This window comes from Kurthia gibsonii, assembly GCF_006539985.1.
GTDB lineage: Bacteria > Bacillota > Bacilli > Bacillales_A > Planococcaceae > Kurthia > Kurthia gibsonii.
Genome location: NZ_BJOB01000001.1, coordinates 1 through 23,438 on the forward strand (window position 1 = coordinate 1; position 23,438 = coordinate 23,438).

Annotated in this window: 23 protein-coding genes; 15 read left to right on the forward strand and 8 right to left on the reverse strand. The window is 35.1% G+C overall.

The window, feature by feature from the left end; translation table 11 throughout:
• Nucleotides 1-236: 236 nt before the first annotated feature.
• From KGI01_RS00005 to dnaA, 7 genes are all read right to left on the reverse strand, one after another.
• Entirely contained in the window at nt 237-1,310 is a 1,074-nt protein-coding gene (locus KGI01_RS00005; RefSeq protein WP_141272236.1) for an HD-GYP domain-containing protein, read from the reverse strand.
• A 153-nt stretch (nt 1,311-1,463) separates the two neighbouring features.
• Nucleotides 1,464-3,947, reverse strand: a complete 2,484-nt coding sequence (gene gyrA / locus KGI01_RS00010; RefSeq protein WP_141272238.1) for a DNA gyrase subunit A — start codon at nt 3,945-3,947, stop codon at nt 1,464-1,466.
• A gap of 28 nt (nt 3,948-3,975) precedes the next feature.
• Nucleotides 3,976-5,895, reverse strand: a complete 1,920-nt coding sequence (gyrB, locus tag KGI01_RS00015) for a DNA topoisomerase (ATP-hydrolyzing) subunit B (RefSeq protein WP_141272240.1) — start codon at nt 5,893-5,895, stop codon at nt 3,976-3,978.
• Between the two features lie 70 nt (nt 5,896-5,965).
• The gene (gene recF / locus KGI01_RS00020) at nt 5,966-7,081 is read right to left on the reverse strand and encodes a DNA replication/repair protein RecF (protein WP_141272242.1); all 1,116 of its coding nucleotides are present in this window, start codon (nt 7,079-7,081) and stop codon (nt 5,966-5,968) included.
• A gap of 3 nt (nt 7,082-7,084) precedes the next feature.
• On the reverse strand, nt 7,085-7,312 hold the full coding sequence (gene yaaA / locus KGI01_RS00025; protein ID WP_141272244.1) for a S4 domain-containing protein YaaA: 228 nt from the start codon (nt 7,310-7,312) through the stop codon (nt 7,085-7,087).
• Nucleotides 7,313-7,458: 146 nt separating this feature from the next.
• Nucleotides 7,459-8,595 (reverse strand): DNA polymerase III subunit beta, encoded by a 1,137-nt coding sequence (dnaN, locus tag KGI01_RS00030; RefSeq protein ID WP_068456860.1) that lies wholly within the window; start codon nt 8,593-8,595, stop codon nt 7,459-7,461.
• A 168-nt stretch (nt 8,596-8,763) separates the two neighbouring features.
• Entirely contained in the window at nt 8,764-10,107 is a 1,344-nt protein-coding gene (dnaA, locus tag KGI01_RS00035) for a chromosomal replication initiator protein DnaA (protein WP_141272246.1), read from the reverse strand.
• A gap of 546 nt (nt 10,108-10,653) precedes the next feature.
• Between dnaA and rpmH the strand changes: the two genes are divergently transcribed.
• The 12 genes from rpmH to ychF all read left to right on the forward strand — a co-directional run bounded on the left by rpmH (nt 10,654) and on the right by ychF (nt 21,448).
• The gene (rpmH, locus tag KGI01_RS00040) at nt 10,654-10,788 is read left to right on the forward strand and encodes a 50S ribosomal protein L34 (protein WP_036200974.1); all 135 of its coding nucleotides are present in this window, start codon (nt 10,654-10,656) and stop codon (nt 10,786-10,788) included.
• 101 nt (nt 10,789-10,889) lie between these two features.
• A complete protein-coding gene (rnpA, locus tag KGI01_RS00045) occupies nt 10,890-11,279 on the forward strand; it encodes a ribonuclease P protein component (protein ID WP_087682065.1) in 390 nt (129 codons plus the stop codon).
• Nucleotides 11,280-11,347: 68 nt separating this feature from the next.
• Nucleotides 11,348-12,079: an RNA-binding cell elongation regulator Jag/EloR gene (jag, locus tag KGI01_RS00050; protein ID WP_141272248.1), complete on the forward strand. Its 732-nt coding sequence runs from the start codon at nt 11,348-11,350 to the stop codon at nt 12,077-12,079.
• A gap of 151 nt (nt 12,080-12,230) precedes the next feature.
• Nucleotides 12,231-13,619, forward strand: coding sequence for a tRNA uridine-5-carboxymethylaminomethyl(34) synthesis GTPase MnmE (gene mnmE, locus KGI01_RS00055; RefSeq protein ID WP_141272250.1), 1,389 nt, complete (start codon nt 12,231-12,233; stop codon nt 13,617-13,619).
• A 32-nt stretch (nt 13,620-13,651) separates the two neighbouring features.
• Nucleotides 13,652-15,541 (forward strand): tRNA uridine-5-carboxymethylaminomethyl(34) synthesis enzyme MnmG, encoded by a 1,890-nt coding sequence (mnmG, locus tag KGI01_RS00060; RefSeq protein ID WP_141272252.1) that lies wholly within the window; start codon nt 13,652-13,654, stop codon nt 15,539-15,541.
• Nucleotides 15,542-15,572: 31 nt separating this feature from the next.
• Nucleotides 15,573-16,289: a 16S rRNA (guanine(527)-N(7))-methyltransferase RsmG gene (gene rsmG / locus KGI01_RS00065; RefSeq protein ID WP_141272254.1), complete on the forward strand. Its 717-nt coding sequence runs from the start codon at nt 15,573-15,575 to the stop codon at nt 16,287-16,289.
• 156 nt (nt 16,290-16,445) lie between these two features.
• Nucleotides 16,446-17,291 (forward strand): nucleoid occlusion protein, encoded by an 846-nt coding sequence (gene noc, locus KGI01_RS00070; protein WP_141272256.1) that lies wholly within the window; start codon nt 16,446-16,448, stop codon nt 17,289-17,291.
• A gap of 114 nt (nt 17,292-17,405) precedes the next feature.
• Entirely contained in the window at nt 17,406-18,167 is a 762-nt protein-coding gene (locus KGI01_RS00075; protein ID WP_141272258.1) for a ParA family protein, read from the forward strand.
• Nucleotides 18,160-18,999: a ParB/RepB/Spo0J family partition protein gene (locus KGI01_RS00080; protein ID WP_141272260.1), complete on the forward strand. Its 840-nt coding sequence runs from the start codon at nt 18,160-18,162 to the stop codon at nt 18,997-18,999. Before KGI01_RS00075 ends, KGI01_RS00080 begins: the two co-directional genes overlap by 8 nt.
• A 154-nt stretch (nt 19,000-19,153) precedes the next feature.
• Complete coding sequence (locus KGI01_RS00085) at nt 19,154-20,062, forward strand: mechanosensitive ion channel family protein (protein ID WP_231726963.1); 909 nt, start codon at nt 19,154-19,156, stop codon at nt 20,060-20,062.
• A gap of 2 nt (nt 20,063-20,064) precedes the next feature.
• Nucleotides 20,065-20,271, forward strand: a complete 207-nt coding sequence (locus KGI01_RS00090; protein WP_141272262.1) for a DUF951 domain-containing protein — start codon at nt 20,065-20,067, stop codon at nt 20,269-20,271.
• Between the two features lie 76 nt (nt 20,272-20,347).
• Nucleotides 20,348-21,448 (forward strand): redox-regulated ATPase YchF, encoded by a 1,101-nt coding sequence (ychF, locus tag KGI01_RS00095; RefSeq protein WP_068456893.1) that lies wholly within the window; start codon nt 20,348-20,350, stop codon nt 21,446-21,448.
• A gap of 18 nt (nt 21,449-21,466) precedes the next feature.
• On the opposite strand, the gene KGI01_RS00100 is transcribed toward ychF, so the two are convergent.
• Complete coding sequence (locus KGI01_RS00100) at nt 21,467-22,030, reverse strand: DUF3267 domain-containing protein (protein ID WP_141272264.1); 564 nt, start codon at nt 22,028-22,030, stop codon at nt 21,467-21,469.
• Nucleotides 22,031-22,188: 158 nt separating this feature from the next.
• Between KGI01_RS00100 and rpsF the strand changes: the two genes are divergently transcribed.
• The 3 genes from rpsF to rpsR are packed head-to-tail and all read left to right on the forward strand — an operon-like array spanning nt 22,189 to nt 23,324.
• Nucleotides 22,189-22,479, forward strand: a complete 291-nt coding sequence (rpsF, locus tag KGI01_RS00105; RefSeq protein ID WP_068456899.1) for a 30S ribosomal protein S6 — start codon at nt 22,189-22,191, stop codon at nt 22,477-22,479.
• A gap of 38 nt (nt 22,480-22,517) precedes the next feature.
• Nucleotides 22,518-23,051 (forward strand): single-stranded DNA-binding protein, encoded by a 534-nt coding sequence (gene ssb / locus KGI01_RS00110; protein ID WP_068456903.1) that lies wholly within the window; start codon nt 22,518-22,520, stop codon nt 23,049-23,051.
• A 36-nt stretch (nt 23,052-23,087) separates the two neighbouring features.
• On the forward strand, nt 23,088-23,324 hold the full coding sequence (gene rpsR / locus KGI01_RS00115) for a 30S ribosomal protein S18 (protein ID WP_068456906.1): 237 nt from the start codon (nt 23,088-23,090) through the stop codon (nt 23,322-23,324).
• The last annotated feature ends 114 nt before the right edge of the window (nt 23,325-23,438 follow it).

Consider the following 23,438-nt stretch of genomic DNA (forward strand, 5'->3'; position numbering starts at 1 on the left):
AAAAAAGTTTTTTGTGTCAGTTGGTATTTCTTAACTGGACAACTCCTTAATTATATAACAATAATTCATTGAAGTCAATTGCTTTTTTAAAATATTTTTATAACTGTTTTCCAACAGCAACTTTTATATAATATAATACTTTTTTATAAAGTGCAAGTTTTTTTATGAAATTAACTTTAGATTTTAAAAATACACCTTAGACTTACTGTCTGTGGTGTATTTCCAAAGTGTTTCTTCTATATATGAACTCGGTGAATAAACATATTTCTTTTTAAACTCAAATCAATAATCTCTCCACTATGCTCAATTTTAACAGTAGGTCGTGTAATTAAATTATTATTTGTATAAACAATCGTTCCGATTAATCCATTAGACAGTTCCACTACTGTACCTAAAGGTAGATCTGCTACTGACGCCAATAAGGCCTGAACGACATCTATACGATACTTACCAAATGCTGATTCTCTAATGACTTCTACTACTTTAAACACAGACTCTTTAGGTTTGTATAAACGTTCGCTAGTCATTGCATGAAATACATCTGCGATTGCAATAATATGAGATATCTGTGTAATTGAATCACCTTTGACTCGATTAGGATAACCACTTCCGTCTAATTTTTCATGATGTTGAAAAATCGCGAGCTTCATTTCTTGTTTTAAAATCGGTATATCTTTTACCATCTTCAGACTATGAATTGGATGATTCATGATTTCTTTAAATTCAAATTCATTTAAAGCACCTGGTTTCATTCGAATTCTTTTACTAATCTTCGCCATACCACAATCAGCTAACAAGGCAGCTGTTGCAATTTGTAGAACATCACCTTTGTTATATTTCATCTTATTCGCAATAACAGCTGCTACTAAAGCTACTGCTACTGCATGATGATAAATATATTCTCTAGAATCCGCATAATCATTCAATGTGAAGATTTTTGTGCGATCTGTAATCATCTCATCAATTAGCGGCATGACAATATCTCGTGCTTTACCGATATCTACTTTAGAGCCTGCTTCCCAGTTGGAAAATTCAGATTTAAATTTTTGCACACTTGTTTTAAGTTTTTTCTCAAAGTTCTGCTCATCTGTTTTAAAAGTTTCTTTTGTATATACTACTTCTTTTTTAGATTCAATTGATTGTTTTGTTATTGGAATCATCGATATATTGAACGCTTGAAAGACCATCAACATGTCACGGTCTACTCTTGTATCCTTATATGCGATTGGATACTGTGTGTTCGCTAAAATATCTTCTGCTAATACACTACCTAATTTTATTTCATCTAAATTAATTTTTACTGTATCCAACTCACTGCCTCCTCATTCTATTTTATAAAAAATCAATGCACATATTTTCCACTAAATAGTCTACTTTCATTAAATATACACCTAATTTTTATGTGTTCCAATATAAAAAGAAGAAATCACGCATATTAACGTGATTTCTTCTAAGTCTAACAACTATTCTTCTTCTGTAGATTCTTCTTCAAGATTTTCAGATTCTTCTTCAGATGGATCTTCTTTTTCTACTTTCGCAACAGTCGCAACAAATTCTTCATCGGCTAAGCGAATTAAACGAACACCTTGTGTACTACGTCCAATTTGAGAAATATCATTTACATCCATACGAATTAACATACCGTTAATTGTTATAAGCATAATATCTTCTTCACCTGTAACTGCTTTAACTGCCACTACCGGACCATTTTTATCTGTAATTTGACATGTTTTAATTCCCACGCCACCGCGAGTTTGTAAACGATATTCTTCTTCTGAAGTACGTTTTCCATAACCTTTTTCTGTAACAACAAGAATCTCTTGACCTTCTTCTAAGATTTCCATGCCGACTACATAGTCATCGTCACGTAAACGAATACCACGAACACCAGCTGCATTTCGTCCCATCGCACGAATATCTTGTTCTTTAAAACGAACTAACATCCCTTGATGTGTTCCGATAATAATTTCTTTTGTACCGTCTGTTAAACGCACTGAGATTAATTCATCATCTTCACGTAAAGAAATAGCAATCAAACCGTTAGTACGAATGTTTGCAAAGTTTGATAATGATGTACGCTTCGTTACACCTGTTTTTGTTGTGAAAATAAAGTAAGCATCTTCTTCATATGAAGGAACGCGAATCATCGCTGTTACTTTTTCATCTTTATCCACATTTAACAGATTCACAATCGGTAAACCTTTTGCTGTACGTCCAAACTCAGGGATTTCGTATCCCTTCGCTTTAAACGTTTTACCTTTTGAAGTGAAGAATAGAATTGTATCATGCGTTGAAGCATACATTAAATGTTCTACAAAATCATCTTCATTCGTTCCCATACCTTGAACACCGCGTCCACCGCGTCGTTGGCTGCGGTATGTATTAGCAGGTAAACGTTTAATATAACCATTGTGTGTAAGTGTTAACACCGAATTTTCTCTTGGAATCAAATCTTCATCCTCAATCATGTTCGCGCCACCAGCAATAATTTCTGTACGGCGTGCATCATTGAAGCGCTCTTTTACTTCTGTTAACTCTTCATGAATAATCGCAATGATTTTTCCTTCATTTGCTAAAATTTCTTTTAATTCTGCGATTAGAGCTAATAAACCATTGTATTCTTCTTCAATTTTATCGCGTTCTAAACCTGTTAAACGTTGTAATCGCATATCAAGAATGGCTTGTGCTTGTCTTTCACTTAATGAATATTGCTCACCTAGCGTTCGCTTCGCTTCATCTGCTGTTTGTGAACTACGAATTAATTGAATGATTGCATCGATATGGTCTAGCGCAATACGAAGTCCTTCTAGGATATGTGCGCGATCTTCAGCTTTCTTTAATTCAAATTCTGTACGGCGACGAATTACTTCTTTTTGATGTTCTAAATAATGATAGAGAGCTTCTTTTAAACTTAGTGTTTGCGGTTGGCCATTTACTAAAGCTAGCATGTTAATACCAAAACTTGATTGCATTGCAGTTTGTTTATATAAATTATTCAAAACAACATTTGCATTTGCGTCTCTACGTACATCAATCACAATACGCATACCATTACGATCCGATTCATCTCGAATATTCGTAATGCCATCAATTTTTTTATCACGAACTAATTCAGCAATTTTCTCAATTAATCGCGCTTTATTTACTTGGTAAGGAAGTTCATTCACAATGATTACTTCTTTACCACTTGTTTTTTGTTCGATTTCAACTTTTGAACGGACAACAATTGATCCGCGTCCTGTTTCATAGGCACGACGAATTCCACTGCGCCCAAGAATAAGACCACCTGTAGGAAAGTCTGGACCTGGAATGATCTCCATTAATTCTTCTGTCGTAATTGCAGGATTTTCAGATACTGCTAAAACACCATCAATCACTTCACCAAGTTGGTGAGGAGGGATATTTGTTGCCATACCTACAGCAATACCTGATGTTCCATTCACAAGTAAATTAGGATAACGCGCTGGTAATACAACCGGTTCACGTTCATTCCCATCGTAGTTATCTTTATAATCAATTGTATTTTTGTTAATGTCACGCAACATCTCCATTGCGATTTTTGACATACGCGATTCTGTATAACGCATCGCTGCGGCACCGTCACCATCAATCGAACCAAAGTTACCATGCCCATCTACAAGCATGTAACGGTAACTGAAATCCTGTGCCATACGTACCATTGCTTCATAAATAGATGAGTCACCATGCGGGTGATACTTACCCATAACATCCCCAACAATACGTGCAGATTTTTTATATGGTTTATCCGATGTACTACCTAGCTCCTGCATTCCATATAAAATACGTCTTTGAACTGGCTTCAATCCATCACGCACATCTGGTAATGCACGTGAAACGATTACACTCATAGCATAATCTAAAAATGCTGTTTTAACTGTTTTAGTAATATTGACTCCTTTTACGCCGGAGTGATTTTCTTCAGACAAAACGTAAACCTCCTTTCAAAAACCTTACTTAAATATCTAAATCTGCATATACTGCATTCTCATTAATAAATTGACGACGTGGTTCTACATCATCACCCATTAATTGTTCAAATGCTTGATCTGCTTCAATTGTATCATCTAATTCAACTTGTAATAACACACGATGTTCTGGATCCATGGTTGTATCCCACAGCTGCTCTGCATTCATCTCACCAAGACCTTTATAACGTTGTGTCATTGGTTTTGGTTGACTTGGTAAACGATTTAAAATTTCTTGTAATTCCGCATCGCTATAACAGTATTCTAAATGCTTCCCTTGCTTCACTTGATAAAGTGGCGGTTGTGCGATATACACATAGCCTGCTTCAATCAATGGGCGCATGAAACGGAAGAAGAATGTTAATAGTAATGTACGGATATGCGCACCATCAACATCGGCATCGGTCATAATAACGATTTTATGATAACGTGCTTTTTCTAAATTAAATTCTTCACCAATACCTGTACCGATGGCTGTAATCATCGCGCGAATTTCCTCGTTTGATAAGATACGATCTAAACGTGCTTTTTCAACGTTTAAAATTTTACCTTTCAGCGGTAAAATTGCTTGGAAATGACGATCACGTCCAGATTTTGCAGACCCACCTGCAGAGTCTCCTTCTACAATGTAAATCTCACAGTCAGCTGGATTACGAGATGAACAATCAGCAAGTTTACCAGGAAGGCTTGAAAATTCTAAAGCTGATTTACGACGTGTCATTTCACGTGCTTTTTTAGCAGCTACGCGCGCACGAGAGGCAATTAAACCTTTGTCGATAATTGTACGTGCCACATTTGGATTTTCTAATAAGAAACGTTCGAAGCGTTCTGAGAATAATGAATTCGTAATCGTACTAACTTCCGAGTTACCTAATTTTGTTTTTGTTTGACCTTCAAATTGTGGATCAGGATGTTTAATTGAAACAATCGCAACTAACCCTTCCCGTACATCTTCACCTGTAAGGTTCGCATCATTTTCTTTTATTAGATTATTTTTACGTCCATAATCATTAATCACACGTGTTAAGGCAGTTTTAAAACCTGATTCATGTGTTCCACCCTCATACGTATTGATATTATTAGCAAAAGAGAAAATATTGGATGCAAAGCCATCATTGTATTGCATTGCAATCTCTACAGAAATGCCGTCCTTTTCACCTTTTAAATCAATCGCTGGGTGAAGTGGATCTTTGTTCTCATTGATATGTTCTACATATGATTTGATACCGCCTTCATAGTGGAACTCATCACGACGTTCGCTACCTGGTCGTTCATCAATAATAATCATCGTAATACCACGATTTAAGTATGCTAATTCTCGAATACGATGCGCTAAAATATCATATTCATATACAGTTGTTTCTTTGAAAATTTCTGGGTCTGCTTTAAAACGCGTTGTTGTACCATTATGATTTGTCTCACCAATCACTTTTAACTCTTGTACAACTTGACCACGTTCAAAGATGATTTCATGGATTTTTTCATCACGATGAACTTGTACGCTTGTTTCGACAGATAGTGCATTTACTACTGAAGCACCTACACCATGTAAACCGCCCGAAACTTTATAACCGCCACCGCCAAATTTACCACCTGCATGTAGTACTGTCATAATAACTTCTACAGCTGGCTTACCAACTTTTTCTTGTATATCAACTGGAATACCACGACCATTATCCTCTACGCGTATCCAATTATCTTTTTCAATTGCAACAGTAATCGTGTCACAGTAACCTGCTAAAGCTTCGTCAATACTGTTATCCACAATTTCCCACACTAAATGATGAAGACCTTTAGAACTGGTCGATCCAATGTACATACCTGGTCTTTTACGAACAGCTTCCAATCCTTCTAAAACCTGAATCTGCTCGGCATCATATGAAGTTGGATTTTTCTCTTCTAACGTCATAACTGGTTCCACCTACTCTTTCATATAACATTTAGATGTCTTTTGATTTGATAAGGTTCTGTAAATACTGTTACTCAGAATCTACAGAACCTTGTTTCACGTGAAACAATTTTGCTTCACGTATTGTATTGTGGTCAATGCCATCTACACTCGTTGTTGTAACAAATGTTTGTACATCGCCATGTATTGTGTTTAATAAATGGGATTGGCGATAATCATCTAATTCAGATAAAACATCATCCAATAATAAAATCGGCGCTTCTCCCACTTCTTGTTTAATTAATTCAATCTCAGCTAATTTTAAAGAAAGTGCTGTTGTGCGTTGTTGACCTTGTGAACCATATACTTGTACATCATAACTATTTACCATAAATTGTAAGTCATCACGGTGCGGACCAAGTAATGTAACACCACGCTCAAGCTCTCGATTTTTTTGTTCTTTTAATTTAGCTAATAGATGTTCTTCCATAGCTGTTGAATCCCAAGAAGCTTCTAATCCACTTACAGCTTTATAGTGAATTTCTAGCTTTTCTTTTTCCCTTGAGATTCCAAAATGAATAGGCGCAGCCCACTCTTGTAATAATTCCATGAATTCAAAACGTTTACGAATAACCTTCACTGCAGCGGCAACATATTGTTCAGTGAAAATATCAAAACTTAAATCATCTAAATTTCGTTTTCCCTGATTTTTTTTCAAAATATGATTACGCTGTTTTAATATTTTTTGAAAGCTAGATAAATCATGTAAGTAAGTCGGCGAAATCTGACCAATCTCCATATCTAAAAAACGCCTGCGCAACTGTGGACTTCCTTTGACGACATTTAAATCTTCAGGAGCAAACATGACTACATTCATTTGTCCAATATATTCGCTTAATTTACTTTGATTGAGGTGATTTGCTTTCGCTTTTTTACCTTTTTTGGAGATTGTAAGTTCTAGAGGGAGTTTTCCATATCGTTTTTGAATGTCTCCCTCTATTTTACCATACTCAGCGCCCCACTGGATTAATTCTTTATCATTCGATGTTCGATGTGATTTTGCCATCGCTAAAACATAAATTGCTTCCATGACATTCGTCTTACCTTGTGCATTTTCACCGATAAAGATATTAATCGTTTTAGAAAAATTTAATTCAAAAGAATTGTAATTTCGGTAATCATGTAATTTTAAGCGTTCAATATACATGCATTATTCCTCAAGAAATGCATCTTTCACAATAAATCTCCCTACCTCAGGTAACTCCACAATATCTTCGTGTCTTAATTTTCTTCCTCGGCGATCTTCTAACTCATCATTCACAAATACATCATTCTCAGCAAGGTACCATTTTGCTTGGCCTCCAGAACTAATAAGGTCGACCATTTTTAAAAATTGACCTAATGTTACATATTCAGTGTCTATTACGATTTCGTTCACAGTTTTCATCCTTTTCATAACGATTCTTTATCTTTCTATTATACCGAATTTTAAGCAATAAGTAAAAATAGGTATTAAAAAGCGAATTTAGCACCTGGTACTAAACTCGCTTGGGAAATAATTCGCGCTGTTGCTATTTTAAAATATTAATACGTACGCACAGGTAAAATCAGCTGTAGAATCGAGTCGTCATGAATTGAACGAATGATAAATGGACGCATCGCACCAGTGAATTGAATGATTACATCTTGACCATCTATTGATTTTAGAGCATCCATCATATATTTCGCACTAAATGAAATACGCAATTCATCACCCGTTAATTCTTGTACTTGAATTTCTTCTTCAACCTTACCAATCTCAGGTGAATTTGAAGAAATTTCGATTTGGTTTTGATCTAAAGTTGAAAAACGAACAACATTATTGCGTTCTTCACGTGCTAAAAGTGATGCACGATCGATAGCTTGTAATAATTCTTTACCGTTAATTTGTACAGTAGTTTGATATGTTTCTGGGATTAAGCGATTTGTATCAGGATAATTCCCCTCTAATAAACGTGAGAAGAAAAGAACATCTTCAGTTTTGAATAATACTTGTTGATTTGTCATATAGATATTCACAGGTGTAGATGAATCTGAAAGAATTTTGCTTAATTCAGTTAGACTCTTCCCTGGGATAACAACACTTTCCACATCTTTTGGTAAATTGTCCAGCGTGACAATTCTACGTGCTAAACGATGGCTGTCTGTTGCAACGCAAATAAGTCCTTCTTCTGTAACTTTCCAATTTACTCCTGTTAATACAGGACGCGATTCACTTGTTGAAACTGCAAATACTGTTTCACGAATAATCGATTTTAATAAATCTCCAGGAATTGAAATTTGATTTTCTTCACTTACTTCTGGAAGCATTGGATATTCATTTGGTTCTAAGCCGATTAAGTGGAAATCCGATTTACCAGAACGAATACGCGTTTGATAATTTTCAGTTACTTCAATTTCAACTTCATTTGTTGGTAATTTACGAATAATTTCGTTAAACATACGAGCTTGTAAAACAATTGAACCTGTTTCATCAATTTGAATTAATTGTTGACCGTCTTTTTCAGTTGGAATAAATGTTTGAATTGTAATATCTGCATCACTACCTGTTAAACGAATACCTTCTGTAGATACATCAATTTTAATACCTGTTAAAATTGGAATCGTTGTTTTTGAACTTACAGCTTTCATTACATCATTTAGTGCATTTAATAACTGATCTCTTACTATGTTGAATTTCATGTAAATAACCTCTCTTTATATATTATTAATTAATATTATTTTTAATAGTTTAAGTAATAGGGGGTGTGGATTCTGTGGATAACCCATCTCGTACGAATAAAATCAGTCTATCTGCTTGTAGATAGACTGTGTATAAGTGTGTGGTTAAAAATCTAATTTATCCACAAGCTAATTACTTAACTTGGTTTTAATCTGTTTAATATCATCTTGTAAAATTGCGTCTGTTTTTAATAAGGATGTAATTTTTTCATGTGCGTGAATTACAGTTGTATGATCACGACCGCCAAATTCTTCACCTATTTTTGGTAGTGAGGAGTCTGTCATTTCTCGTGATAAATACATAGCTACTTGACGAGGAAAAGCAATTGATTTTGTTCTCTTTTTAGCAGAAAAATCTTCAAGTTTAATACCATAGTGTTCCCCAACAGTCTTTTGAATATCCAAAATGGATAAAATTTTTGGAGTTGTTGAAGGCATGATGCTTTTTAAAGCTTCAGCAGCTAATTCAGCTGTTAAAGGTTGATTTAGTAAGTTTGAATAAGCAACAACTCGTGTTAAAGCACCCTCTAACTCTCGAATGTTCGAATCAATTTGACTTGCAATATAACTCATTACATCATCTGAAATTTGCAAACCATCTGCATCAGCTTTTTTTCTTAATATGGCAATACGTGTTTCTAAATCAGGTGGACCAATATCGATAATCAATCCCCATTCAAAACGAGAACGTAAACGATCTTCTAATGTTGGAATCTCTTTCGGTTGGCGGTCACTTGAAATAATAATTTGTTTAGACTCTTCATGTAGGGTATTAAATGTATGAAAGAACTCTTCTTGAGTAGATTCTTTTCCAGCTAAAAACTGGATATCATCAATTAATAACACATCTACTTTTCGATATTTATTACGAAAAGCCTCCGTATTATTATCACGAATTGAATTAATAAATTCATTTGTGAATTTCTCCGAAGATAAATAAACTACTTTCGCATTTGGGTCATGTTCTAACACATAATGACCAATTGCATGCATTAAATGTGTTTTTCCTAAACCTACTCCCCCATGTAAAAACAAAGGGTTATAAGCTTTTGCTGGTGCTTCAGCTACAGCTAATGATGCAGCATGTGCAAAGCGATTTCCAGGTCCGATTACAAATGTATCAAATGTATTTTTTGTATTTAACATTGCTGGAGAGTGATCATTTGCAACGACAGGTAACTCTTTTTTCTTACGTTTAGTTGATGGTTGAAAATCATCATCTGCTACTTCAGTAAAATGAATATCCAATGACGAACCCGTTAATTTTTTAACAATCCCTTGAATTGTAGTTACATAATTTTTAGCTAACCATTCTTTTGAAAATGAGTTTTCAGCTGAAACAACGAGTTGATCATCTTCATATGCAATTAATTCAGTTGATTTAAGCCAAGTATCAAAGCTTGGTTTCGATATGATTTTTTTGGCCTCATGTAACACCTGATTCCAAAAATGTTTCAGTTCTTCTTGGTTCAAAATCGTCTCTCCTTTCAATTAATTTTTATGTAAATAAAAGCGCAATGTTTAATATACATGAAAATAGAATTATACACAATAGCAACAACCTGTGGATAAGTGTTGTTAAGAGGGTGCAAATAACTTTATCCACAGGTTATAATAAATTGTGGAAAAATAGAGTTAAGGGAAAAATTGTATACAAACATTTCAACAAAACTGAAGTCCTTTAATAATTGGTATACGAGTATTTAAAGTACTTATCCACAGTGGGAGGTTACCACTCGAATAACTTTATCCACAGGGTATTAATTTGTGAAAAACTTGTAGATAATACCTGTGGATAAAAAATATCTGAAAATTTTTAGTCACAAGCTTTCTGTATAACCAAAATAAGATTTGTGGATAAATCTTATTTGTTATTTAGCAATGAAAATCAGGGTATTTTTGAAGCAGACTTTTTGGGATCCGTATTGACAAACTATTTATAAAAACGCTATAATGTGCAAGACTGTCTGTAGCATTTATAAATGGACTTTAGACTTTCAACAGGAGGTGTATTACACAATGAAACGCACATACCAACCAAAAAAACGTAAACATAGCAAAGTGCATGGTTTCCGTGCTCGTATGAGTTCTAAAAACGGTCGTCGCGTATTAGCAGCTCGTCGTCGTAAAGGTAGAAAAGTATTATCAGCATAAGCAAGTCCACTGACCAACATCAGTGGTCTTTTTCTTTTGAGAGGTTCGTGTCAATTTTTGGCACGGACAACTCTATTCAATAATTGTTGAGCAGGTGAACGATGAAAAAAAGTCGTAGAGTGAAGTCAGAACATGACTTTCAAAAAGTATTTCGAAGAGGTAAATCTTTTGCGAATCGTCAATTTGTTGTTTACGGTTTAGCAAAAGAAGAGCAAGAACAGTTTCGTATCGGTTTATCTGTGAGTAAGAAGTTAGGAAATGCCGTAACACGAAACCAAATTAAACGTTATATCCGACAAAGCTTTCACGAGCTAGATCTTGAGTTACGCCAAGATATGGATTACGTCATTATCGCCAGAAAACCGGCGGCCACAATGAATTTTGAAGAAGTAAAAAAGAGTTTAGAACATGTTTTAAAAATCTCTAAATTTTTGAAGAGAACTACTAGAGTTAAGCAGAATAAGCATGATAAAATAGAGAAAATGAATTGACTCGCAGGGAGCGATCACTAAAAAGATTTCTACATTACTTCATCCTGCGAACAACAGGAGGGGCCCAATTGAAAGAATCGATCCAAGTCGCGAAAACAGTGGAAGAAGCTGTTGCGAATGCTTTGAAAAAACTTGATTTGACCCATGACCAAGTAGAAATAGAAATTTTACAGGAGCCTAAAAAAGGTTTTTTAGGTATTGGTGTTCGTGATGCACATGTTCATGTAAAAGAGAAATTAATACTGGTTGAACCAGAAATTGAAGAAGTAGAAAATGATGAAGTTCATCCACAAACTGTAGATAACTCTGTGGAAAAAGAAGAAATTCAAATAAAGCATGATGACACCCGTGCAATTGAAGAAGCAAAAACGTATATTGAGTCTATCGTAAAGCAAATGGATATCCATGACTTGCAAATGGATGTTATACAAAAGCAGAAAACAATTCATATTCAATTATCAAGCGAGAAAGCAGCACTATTAATTGGAAAACGAGGTCAAACATTGAACTCACTTCAACTAGTTTCGCAATTAGTTGTACAAAAATATACAACGCGCTACCTTACTTTAGAATTAGATGTGGAAAACTATCGCCAAAAGCGTAGAGGAGCATTAATTGAATTGGCACATCGTTTAGCTGATCAAGCTGTATCCACAGGTAAACGTATTGATTTAGAACCAATGCCATCTAGTGAAAGAAAAATTATTCATCATTCGTTAGCGAGACGTTTGGATGTGGATACTTTTTCTGAAGGTGACGCGAACCGTCGCCATTTAGTAATTGAACCTATTCGCTCATAGTATTAAAGGATTGTGAAAGAGTCCTTCTCACGTTTTTACGGAGAAGGACTCTTTATTTTTTGAAGTAATATGAGTGTAGTGAAAAAAGAATTTATGTTAACATATATCATTAGTGAATTACGGAAAATTAGATCCAAGGAGGATTCAAAAGATGTTTGAATTTGATACAATTGCGGCAATTTCTACGCCATCAGGAGAAGGGGCGATTGCGATTGTACGCATTAGTGGTGAAGAGGCATTTGCAATTGCTGATCGTGTATTTCATTCCCCGAGCGGAAAAAGTTTGATAGAAGCACCATCTCACACAATCCATTACGGTCATTTAAAAGAAGTGGATAGTGGACAAGTTGTGGAAGAAGTCATGGTTTCAATTATGAAGGGGCCAAAAACTTTTACACGTGAGGATGTAGTTGAGATTAACTGTCATGGTGGTCTCGTTACTGTGAATCGTGTACTTCAACTTATTTTACGAAACGGTGCACGCATGGCTGAGCCTGGTGAATTTACAAAACGTGCATTTTTAAATGGACGAATTGATTTATCTCAAGCAGAAGCAGTAATGGATTTAATTCGTGCGAAAACAGATCGTGCGATGAATGTAGCTTTAGGACAGATGGACGGAAAATTGTCTCGTTTGATTACACAGCTACGCCAAGCACTAATTGAAGTGCTTGCACAAGTAGAAGTAAATATTGATTATCCAGAATATGATGATGTGGAAGAAATGACAATTCCACTTATGCTTGAAAAATCAAATTGGGTAAAAGGTGAAATCGAAAAGTTATTACAAACTTCTTCACAAGGTAAAATTTTACGAGAAGGTTTATCCACAGTTATTTTAGGACGTCCAAATGTAGGGAAATCATCGCTTTTAAACAGTTTAGTACAAGAAAATAAAGCAATCGTAACAGATGTTGCGGGAACAACTCGTGATATTATTGAAGAGTATGTCAATGTTCGTGGTGTGCCACTTCGTCTTGTGGATACAGCGGGTATTCGCGAAACAGAAGATATTGTAGAACGTATTGGTGTAGAACGTTCACGCCAAGTATTACATGAAGCAGATCTCATTTTATTTGTTGTAAATTATAATCAAGCATTAACAGACGAAGATTTACGTCTTTTCGAAACAATTCAAGATATGAATTATATTGTCGTTGTAAATAAAACAGATTTAGAACAAAATATCGATTTAGATCAAGTGAAGACTTTAGCAAAGGATCGTCGTGTGATTACAACATCTATTTTAAATGAAGAAGGTGTAGACGCTTTAGAGGAAGCAATTGCAGCGATGTTCTTTGAAGGTTCAATTGATGCCGGAGATGCTACGTATGTATCGAATTCACGTCATATTGCGTTACTGCATCAAGCGTTAGATCGTATCACAGATGCGATTAATGCAGCAGAGGCAGATGTGCCTGTAGATATGATTCAAATTGATGTAACGCGTACATGGGAAATTCTTGGAGAAATTATCGGAGATACAATGCAAGAAAGTTTATTAAATCAGCTATTCTCACAGTTCTGTTTAGGAAAATAAATTTATTTTTAAAAAAGAAGGGAAGTACGAACATGCCAAACACATTTGAAGCAGGCACGTTTGATGTCATCGTAGTAGGAGCAGGTCATGCAGGAGTAGAAGCTGCTTATGCTTCAGCGCGTATGGGCGCAAAAACACTCGTTTTAACAATTAATTTAGATATGATTGCTTTTATGCCATGTAATCCATCAGTTGGTGGACCGGCAAAAGGAATTGTCGTTCGTGAAATTGACGCAATGGGAGGTGCGATGGGAAAAGTCATCGACCAAACTCATATTCAAATGCGTATGTTGAATACTGGTAAAGGTCCAGCTGTACGTGCATTACGTGCGCAAGCAGATAAAGTTTTATATCAACAAGCTATGAAACAATTATTAGAAGAACAAGATAATTTAACAATTCACCAAGCAATGGTAGACGAGTTAATCGTTGAAGATGGTGAAATTAAAGGGTTAATTACACAAGTGGGCGCTGTATATCGTGCAGAAACAGTTGTTATTACAACAGGTACATTTTTACGCGGCGAAATTATTATTGGCGACTTAAAATATTCATCAGGTCCAAATAATCAACAACCATCGATTAAATTAGCAGATAATATGCGTGATTTAGGATTTGAAATGGTGCGTTTTAAAACAGGTACACCGCCTCGTGTAAATAGCAAAACAATTGATTACGCAAAAACAGAAATTCAACCAGGCGATGAAGAGCCACGTGCATTCAGTTTTGAAACAACTGAATTCATTATGGATCAAATTCCATGTTGGTTAACATATACAAGTCCTGAAACACATCAAATTATTAATGATAACTTAGATTCCTCACCAATGTTCACAGGCGTTATTACAGGTGCAGGTCCACGTTATTGTCCATCAATTGAAACGAAAATTGTACGTTTTAATGATAAACCACGTCACCAACTGTTCTTAGAACCAGAAGGACGTAATACACAAGAAGTTTATGTACAAGGTTTATCCACAAGTTTACCTGAACATATTCAACGTAAAATGCTTGAGACAATCCCAGGATTAGAAAAAGCTGAAATGATGCGTGCAGGTTATGCAATTGAGTATGATGCCGTAGTTCCTACACAATTGTGGCCAACACTTGAAACGAAAAAGATTAAAAACTTATACACAGCTGGTCAAATTAACGGTACTTCTGGTTATGAAGAAGCAGCAGGTCAAGGAATGATGGCTGGTATTAATGCAGCAGCGCGCGTATTAGGTAAAGAAGAAGTTATTTTAGGTCGTGCAGATGCTTATATCGGTGTTTTAATTGATGACTTAGTTACAAAAGGTACAAATGAACCATATCGTTTATTAACATCACGTGCAGAATATCGTTTATTACTGCGTCATGATAATGCAGATATGCGTTTAACAGAAAAAGCTTTTGAATTAGGTCTTGTTTCAGAAGAGCGTTATAACAAATTTGCTGAAAAACGTGAGTTAGTAAAAGCTGAAATTAATCGTCTAGCTGAATTCGGTATAAAACCACGTCTTGTCAATGAAGCTCTAACAGAAATAGGCAGTAGTCCTTTAAAAGATGGTATTCATGGAACAGATTTATTAAAACGTCCAGAATTAAATTATGATTTTGTTGCTAAAGTGACAGAAGCTCCTGAACTACCTGAAGATGTGAAAGAACAAGTAGAAATTCAAGTGAAGTACGAAGGTTATATTGAAAAAGCTTTACAACAAGTTGAAAAGCTTAAGAAAATGGAAGGTAAGAAAATTCCAGAGCAAATTGATTACGATGCCATTTCAGGAATTGCGACAGAAGCACGTGAAAAGCTAAAAGAGATTCGTCCATTAACTGTTGCACAAGCATCACGAATTTCAGGTGTAAATCCAGCCGATATTTCAATTTTATTAGTGTATATTGAACAAGGTAAAATTGCTAAAATCGCACAAGCATAAATCAATTTAGTCGATATGAGAGGGGAACAATATGAACGAGGAACAGTTTATACAAGCGTTAAAAGAACAAGGTATTGAGTTATCAGAAAAACAAATTCAACAATTCCGTCGCTACTTTGAAATTTTAGTTGAATGGAATGAAAAAATGAATCTTACAGCGATTACAGATGAACCATCTGTTTATCTAAAGCACTTCTACGATTCAATTAGTGCAAGTTTCCATTTTGATTTTACAAAAGTTACAACTGTATGTGATGTGGGTGCAGGGGCTGGTTTCCCAAGTTTACCAATTAAAATTTGTTATCCACATTTACACATTACGATTGTGGATTCTTTGAATAAACGTATTCAATTCTTAAATCATTTAAGCGATGAAATTGGTTTAGATCATGTCGAATTTGTACATGCGCGAGCAGAAGAATTTGGTCAAAATTCTCAATACCGCGAAAAGTTTGAGCTTGTAACTGCTAGAGCTGTAGCACGCTTATCCGTGTTATCAGAGCTATGTCTGCCTCTTGTTAAAGAGGGTGGACAATTCCTTGCTTTAAAAGCTGCAAGTGGTGATGATGAATTAAAAGATGCTAAAAAAGCGATTACTGTGTTAGGTGGTAAATTAGTGCATCATGTTGCTTTTGAGTTACCTATTGAGGAAAGTGAACGTACCATCTATGTATTTGATAAAGTAAAAGCAACACCAAAAAAATATCCAAGAAAACCTGGAACACCGAATAAATCTCCTATTAAATAACGAATGTTTCATGTGAAACGATATGTCACCTTACTTTTTTTGTAGAAAGAAACTATAATAGAGGTATTGCGCAACAAAACAGACATAAAATCGACTTATCACAATGATGTGGAATGAGGATATACTTGAAATAATCGTTAAAAGGTGGTGCTAAACTTGAAAAGTGCTTTATCACGTATTTTTGGTGGCGGCGATAAAACTGTAACGAAAGAGTCAGCTGAAAATGTGCTAAACTTACCAATTGGTAAAATTCATCCGAACCGTTTCCAACCACGTACAATTTTTGATGACTCCAAAATTGAAGAATTAGCTCGAACAATTCATACACATGGGATTATTCAACCAATTGTTGTACGAACGATGGAGAATGGTGATTACGAAATCATTGCAGGTGAACGCCGATATCGTGCGATGAAGTCATTACAATGGGTGGAAGTCCCAGCTATTATTCGAGAGATGTCAGATAAAGAGACTGCTTCTGTCGCATTAATCGAAAATCTTCAACGAGAAGAACTAACAGCAATTGAAGAAGCACAAGCATTTCAACAGTTGCTAGAGCTACATGAATTAACACAGGAAGCGTTAGCGCAACGTTTAGGTAAGGGCCAATCGACTGTCGCAAATAAATTGCGTCTATTAAAATTACCTGAACAAATTAAAGAGTCTATTTTAAAACGTGAAATCTCTGAGCGTCATGCTCGTGCATTAGTTCCTTTGAAAAATGAAGAATTGCAATTGCAATTATTAGAAGAAATTAAGGAACAAGACTACAATGTGCGTCAGTTAGAACAGCGGATTCGTGAAATTTTAGAGCCGATTGAAAAGGTGAAGAAACCACGTGTTAAAAGGAAGTCTGTTAGTCGTGATGTTCGTATTGCTTTAAATACAATTCGTGAATCATTAACCCTTGTTAATAAAACAGGTATTGATTTAAAAGCAGAAGAAGAAGAACATGATGAGTATTATCAAATTACTGTAAAGATACCAAAAAATAAAAAATAAATTGCGTAAAAGGGAAGCAGACATATGAGCTGTTTCCCTTTTTCATATACTTATACTGAAAAAAATTTGATAGAATATAGAAAATACAGACAATTAAGGGATGGTGGAATTTATATGGTACGTGTAATTGCGACGGCTAATCAAAAAGGTGGTGTTGGTAAAACAACCACAACGATTAATTTGAGTGCAGGTTTAGCTAGTTTAGGACAACGTGTATTAATTGTTGATTTAGATCCACAAGGAAATGCAACAAGTGGATTAGGTGTGGATAAAAGCACAATCGAACACTCAATTTATGATGTATTAGTTCGAGATGTACACATCAATCAAGTTATACATAAAACCAATACATCTAATCTATCCATTGTGCCGACGACAATCGCGCTTGCAGGTGCAGAAATTGAATTAGTCTCTATTATTTCGCGTGAATCACGTTTAAAAAAAGCATTAGAAGAAATAAAAAATCAGTTTGATTATATTCTAATTGATTGTCCACCATCTTTAGGATTATTAACGTTAAATGCACTAACAGCATCGGATGAAGTAATAATTCCAGTACAATGTGAATATTACGCCTTAGAAGGTTTGAGTCAGTTATTATCCACAATTACATTAGTGCAAAAACATTTGAATCAAGATTTGAAAATTACCGGTGTTTTACTCACAATGTTTGATATAAGAACAAACTTAAGTACACAAGTAGCAGATGAAGTTCGTCAATTTTTTGGTAATCAAGTTTATGAAACAGTTATTCCAAGAAATATTCGTTTAAGTGAAGCGCCAAGTCATGGCGAATCTATTTTAGAATATGATGAAAAATCAAAAGGTGCGTTCGTTTATTTAGAATTAGCAAAGGAAGTGAATCAGCTTGGCTAAAGGTTTAGGAAAAGGATTAAATGCCTTATTTAATACAGATGAAGTAGTTGCAGGGGAAAAAGTTGAGAAGATTCAAGTACGTGATATTAAACCAAACCCGTATCAACCACGTAAAGAATTTAAAAAAGAAGCGCTAGAAGAATTAGCAGAATCAATTAAAGAACATGGCATTTTACAACCAGTAGTTGTTCGTAAACAAGGAAAAGGCTATGAACTAGTTGTGGGAGAACGACGATTTAGAGCTGCTAAAATGGCTTTGCAAAAAGAAATTCCGGCAATTATTCGCGAATTCGATCAACAACAAATGATGGAATTAGCTATTTTAGAAAATTTACAGCGTGAAGATTTAACGGCATTGGAAGAAGCAGAGGCCTATCAAAATTTAATGGAGAACTTGAAATTTACACAAGAACAATTGGCACAGCGTTTAGGAAAAAGCCGTCCCTATATTGCGAATCAAGTTCGCTTACTATCGTTACCAAAAGATGTTCAACAATTAATAGCAGAACAAATAATTACACCGGGACATGGTCGTACATTACTAAGTTTAAAACGCAATAAGCTCATTTCACAAGTAGCAGCTAAAGTCGTTCAACAAGGTTTAAATGTTCGTCAGTTAGAAGCGCTTGTTCAACAATATAATGAAGATGTTTCACGTGAAACGAAAGAAAAACCTAAAAAGGATTTATTTTTACAAGAGCGTGAAGATCAATTGCGTGATGTCTTTGGAACAAGTGTTGTAATCACAAAAGGAAAGAAAAAAGGGAAAATTGAAATTGAATTTTTCTCAGAAGACGATTTAGAACGTATTTTAGAAATACTTGAAAAGTAATAGGCTATAAAAAACAGTGTAATAAAATCTTTTGCACAATTAAAGAATCGTTTGACTTAAATTAAATTAAAATTTTATAAAATCTCCATAGTGATTCATCGCATCTATAACATAATTTTTATATAATCAAACGAGTGAAAGTGAGGGATTTTATTTGTCTAATTTGTATGGAGATGCCAAAAGTCAATTATATAAATGGGTTATGAATAAGCTGACAGATGAAGATATGTGGGTAGCATTAGGAACAGGATTGTTAAAAATTATTGCCATTACAATTTGTTCAATTATTTTAGTAAAGCTCGGAAATCATATGATAAAAAAAGCATTTGATTTACGGATTCATGCACCTGCAAAAATGACGCAGCAGCGTGAACGTCGATACGAAACGATTTTGAAATTACTTCAAAGCGTCATTACGTATGTTGTGTACTTTACAGCCATTTTAGCCATTTTATCTGTTATGCAAGTAAAAGTTGCCGGACTATTGGCAGGGGCTGGTATTGTGGGTTTAGCAGTTGGATTCGGTGCGCAAAGTTTAGTTAAAGATGTTATTACAGGGTTCTTCATTATATTTGAGGATCAATTTGGTGTTGGGGACTTCATTAAAGTTGCTGGAGTACAGGGAACAGTTATCGAAATTGGATTACGCACTACAAAAATTCGTGGAATTGAAGGCGAGATAAATATTATTCCGAATGGCTCCATTTTAGAAGTTGTTAACTGCTCTGTGAATAACTCCGTTGCAATTGTGGATATTAGTGTGGCATACAATGCAGATATCAACAAAGCTGAACGGTTAATTGAAGAATATCTAGACGGTTTAGTGGAACGTTATGAAGATGTCGTGACACGACCTAATTTATTAGGTGTTCAAAATGTGAATGGAGCAGAAATTACATTACGTATGTCAGTCGAAACATTACCAATGCGTCACTTTGCTACAGCTAATTTAATACGTAAAGATATTAAAGAAATTTTTGATGAAAATCATATTGAAATTCCATATCCTAAAATGATGGTTTATGAACGAGATACGACAAAAAATAAAGAGGAGGAAAAATAAGAGTGCAAGCAAAAGTGTATAATTTAAACGACATCGTTGAAATGAAAAAAGCACATCCATGTGGCACAAACGAATGGAAGATTATTCGATTAGGAGCAGACATTCGAATTAAATGCGTTGGATGTCAACATAGCGTGATGATTCCACGTCGCGAATTTGAGAAAAAAATGAAAAAAGTACTTGTACAAGCGAATCCAGAAGACAATTAGACTTTTACGATAGAAGTCACTATAATAAGACGAGTTGAAAATTTGAAAACAAACAAACTGAAGGGTTGTGACATATATGGCTTTAACAGCCGGTATTGTCGGTTTACCAAACGTAGGTAAATCAACATTATTTAATGCAATTACAAAAGCAGGAGCACTTGCTGCAAACTATCCATTCGCAACAATTGATCCAAACGTAGGAATCGTGGAAGTACCTGATGCACGTCTTGATAAATTAACAGAATTAGTTGAACCAAAGAAAACAGTTCCAACTTCTTTTGAATTTACAGACATCGCGGGTATTGTAAAAGGTGCTAGCCAAGGTGAAGGTTTAGGAAATAAATTCCTATCTCATATTCGTGAAGTAGATGCGATTACACAAGTAGTTCGCTGCTTTGAAGATGAGAATATTACACACGTAGCAGGTAAAGTAGATCCAATCAGCGACATCGAAGTAATTAACTTAGAATTAATCCTAGCCGATTTAGAATCTGTGGATAAACGCTACGCAAAAGTAAGTAAATTAGCGAAACAAAAAGATAAAGAATCAATGGAAGAAGCAGCAGTTCTTGAAAAGCTAAAAGATGCTTTTGCGAACGAAATGCCAGCTCGCTCTGTTGAACTAACAGATGAAGAGAAGAAAATTGTAAAAGGTTTAAGCCTACTAACTTTAAAACCTGCTCTTTATGTAGCGAACGTTTCTGAAGATGAAGTATCAGATTCAGAAGAAAATGAGTATGTAAAACAAGTTCGTGAATATGCAGCTAAAGAAGGCGCTGAAGTAATTGTTGTTTGTGCAAAGATTGAAGAAGAAATTGCACAATTAGATGATGAAGAAAAAGCAATGTTCTTAGAAGAATTAGGAATTGAAGAATCAGGTTTAGATCAATTAATTAAAGCAGCATATAGCTTATTAGGTTTAGCTACATACTTTACTGCAGGTGTACAAGAAGTACGTGCTTGGACATTCCGTAAAGGTATGAAAGCACCACAATGTGCTGGTGTTATTCATTCTGATTTTGAGCGTGGATTTATCCGTGCAGAAACTGTATCATTTGATGATTTAGTAGAGTACGGTTCAAAACCAGCAGCAAAAGAGGCTGGACGTTTACGTTTAGAAGGTAAAGAATATGTTGTACAAGACGGTGATGTAATGGAATTCTTATTCAACGTATAAAATAAAGAAAACTCGAAATCAATCGGTTTCGAGTTTTTTTGTATAGAAATGTAGTTTAGGATTCTCAGTATCATCTTGAATATAGTAGGCATCATCTACACGTTTTAATTGTCTGTACATATAAAAATCACCAATTGCACCTACCATAAGCCAAGCACCCACTAATGTAAGTGGTGTGTAATCAAAATAAATGCCGCAAATAGTAGGAGCTACTCCTGTCACCCAAAAAGGTAGTAGAAGTGCTTTTCGCATCGCTTTATTTGGCATTAATTTTGTTGTTGTAGCATAAGCTACACCCATTTGTAAGTTCACGCCGATCTTCAAACTTTTTAAAGGAGCGTGTCCAAATAGTACAAAACCAATGAGATGACAAATTTCATGTAAAAACATAAAGAGTATGTAAAGTAGAATGATAATTAATGTACCGATTAGAAAATTGGTAATCGTAAATGTGAAATTTTGATGGATTACAAATTGAAGAACTAATACAAATAGCGTTAAAATGATTGTCCATTGTGTCATAGGTTTAACGATTTCTTCGATTTTTAATTCAAATTCACCGACTTTTTCGAAATTTCCCATGAAAAATCATCTCCTTTTATTCTTAGTATATTCGATATGAAGTTATTGCACTATGGATATCCCTATGTTACAATTTAACGATGTGAGTAGTATTAAATACTAGCTCCTTGCCTTTACTCAATGAGTCTAGGCCTAAGTCCATAAGGAGGTGCTTAATAATGAGAAAATACGAATTAATGTACATTATTCGTCCAAACATCGAAGAAGAAGCGAAAGCAGCTTTAGTTGAACGTTTCAACACAATCTTAACTTCAAACGGTGCAGAACTTAATGAATCAAAAGATTGGGGTAAACGTCGTTTAGCTTACGAAATCAATGACTTCCGTGAAGGTTTCTACCAAATCATGAAAGTTACTGCTCCAGCTGCGGCAATCGATGAGTATACTCGTTTAGCTAACATCAACGAAGATATCATCCGCCACATCGCTGTTCGCGAAGAAGAAAAGTAATAACATCGATATAAAATAGATAAGGAGGTTGATTTCTGATGATTAACCGTGTTGTATTAGTTGGAAGACTTACAAAAGATCCAGAGCTTCGTTATACGCCATCTGGTGTAGCAGTTGCACGTTTTACACTTGCTGTAAACCGTACATTCTCGAACCAACAAGGCGAAAGACAAGCAGACTTCATTAATATCGTCGTTTGGCGTAAGCAAGCCGAAAACACAGCTAATTTCCTTCGTAAAGGTTCTTTAGCGGGTGTTGAGGGCCGCATCCAAACAGGTAGTTATGATGGTCAAGATGGTAAAAAAGTTTACACAACTGAAGTTGTTGCAGATAGCGTACAGTTCTTAGAACCTCGCAATGCAGGCGGCGGTGCTCCACAAACGAACCAACAATTTGGTGACCAACCATCGTATGGTGGCGGTCAATCGTATAACCAAGCACCACAGCAAAACAATTATCAGCAAAATCAATCACCAAATCAACAAAACTATACACGTGTAGAACAAGATCCATTTGCAATGCCAAATGATCAAGGTAAAGTTGACATCTCAGATGACGATTTACCATTCTAATCGTGTACAAATTTAAACAAGGAGGGGACATATACTATGGCACCACGTAGAGGAGGCCGCAAACGCCGTAAAGTTTGCTATTTCACTGCTAACAACATTAAACACATCGATTACAAAGATGTTGATTTACTAAAAAAATTCATCTCTGAACGAGGAAAAATTCTTCCTCGTCGTGTAACAGGTACAAGTGCGAAATACCAACGTAAATTAACACTTGCTATCAAAACTTCACGCGTAATGGCTTTACTTCCATTCACAACTGATGATAAATAAGTAATTGAAAGAGACTAGGGCATATCGTCCTAGTCTTTTTTTATACGATTTTCTAATATATGTCTTTTGAAAGTAGCCATTTGCTTTTTTGTTTGCAATTGGGAAACATGGTAC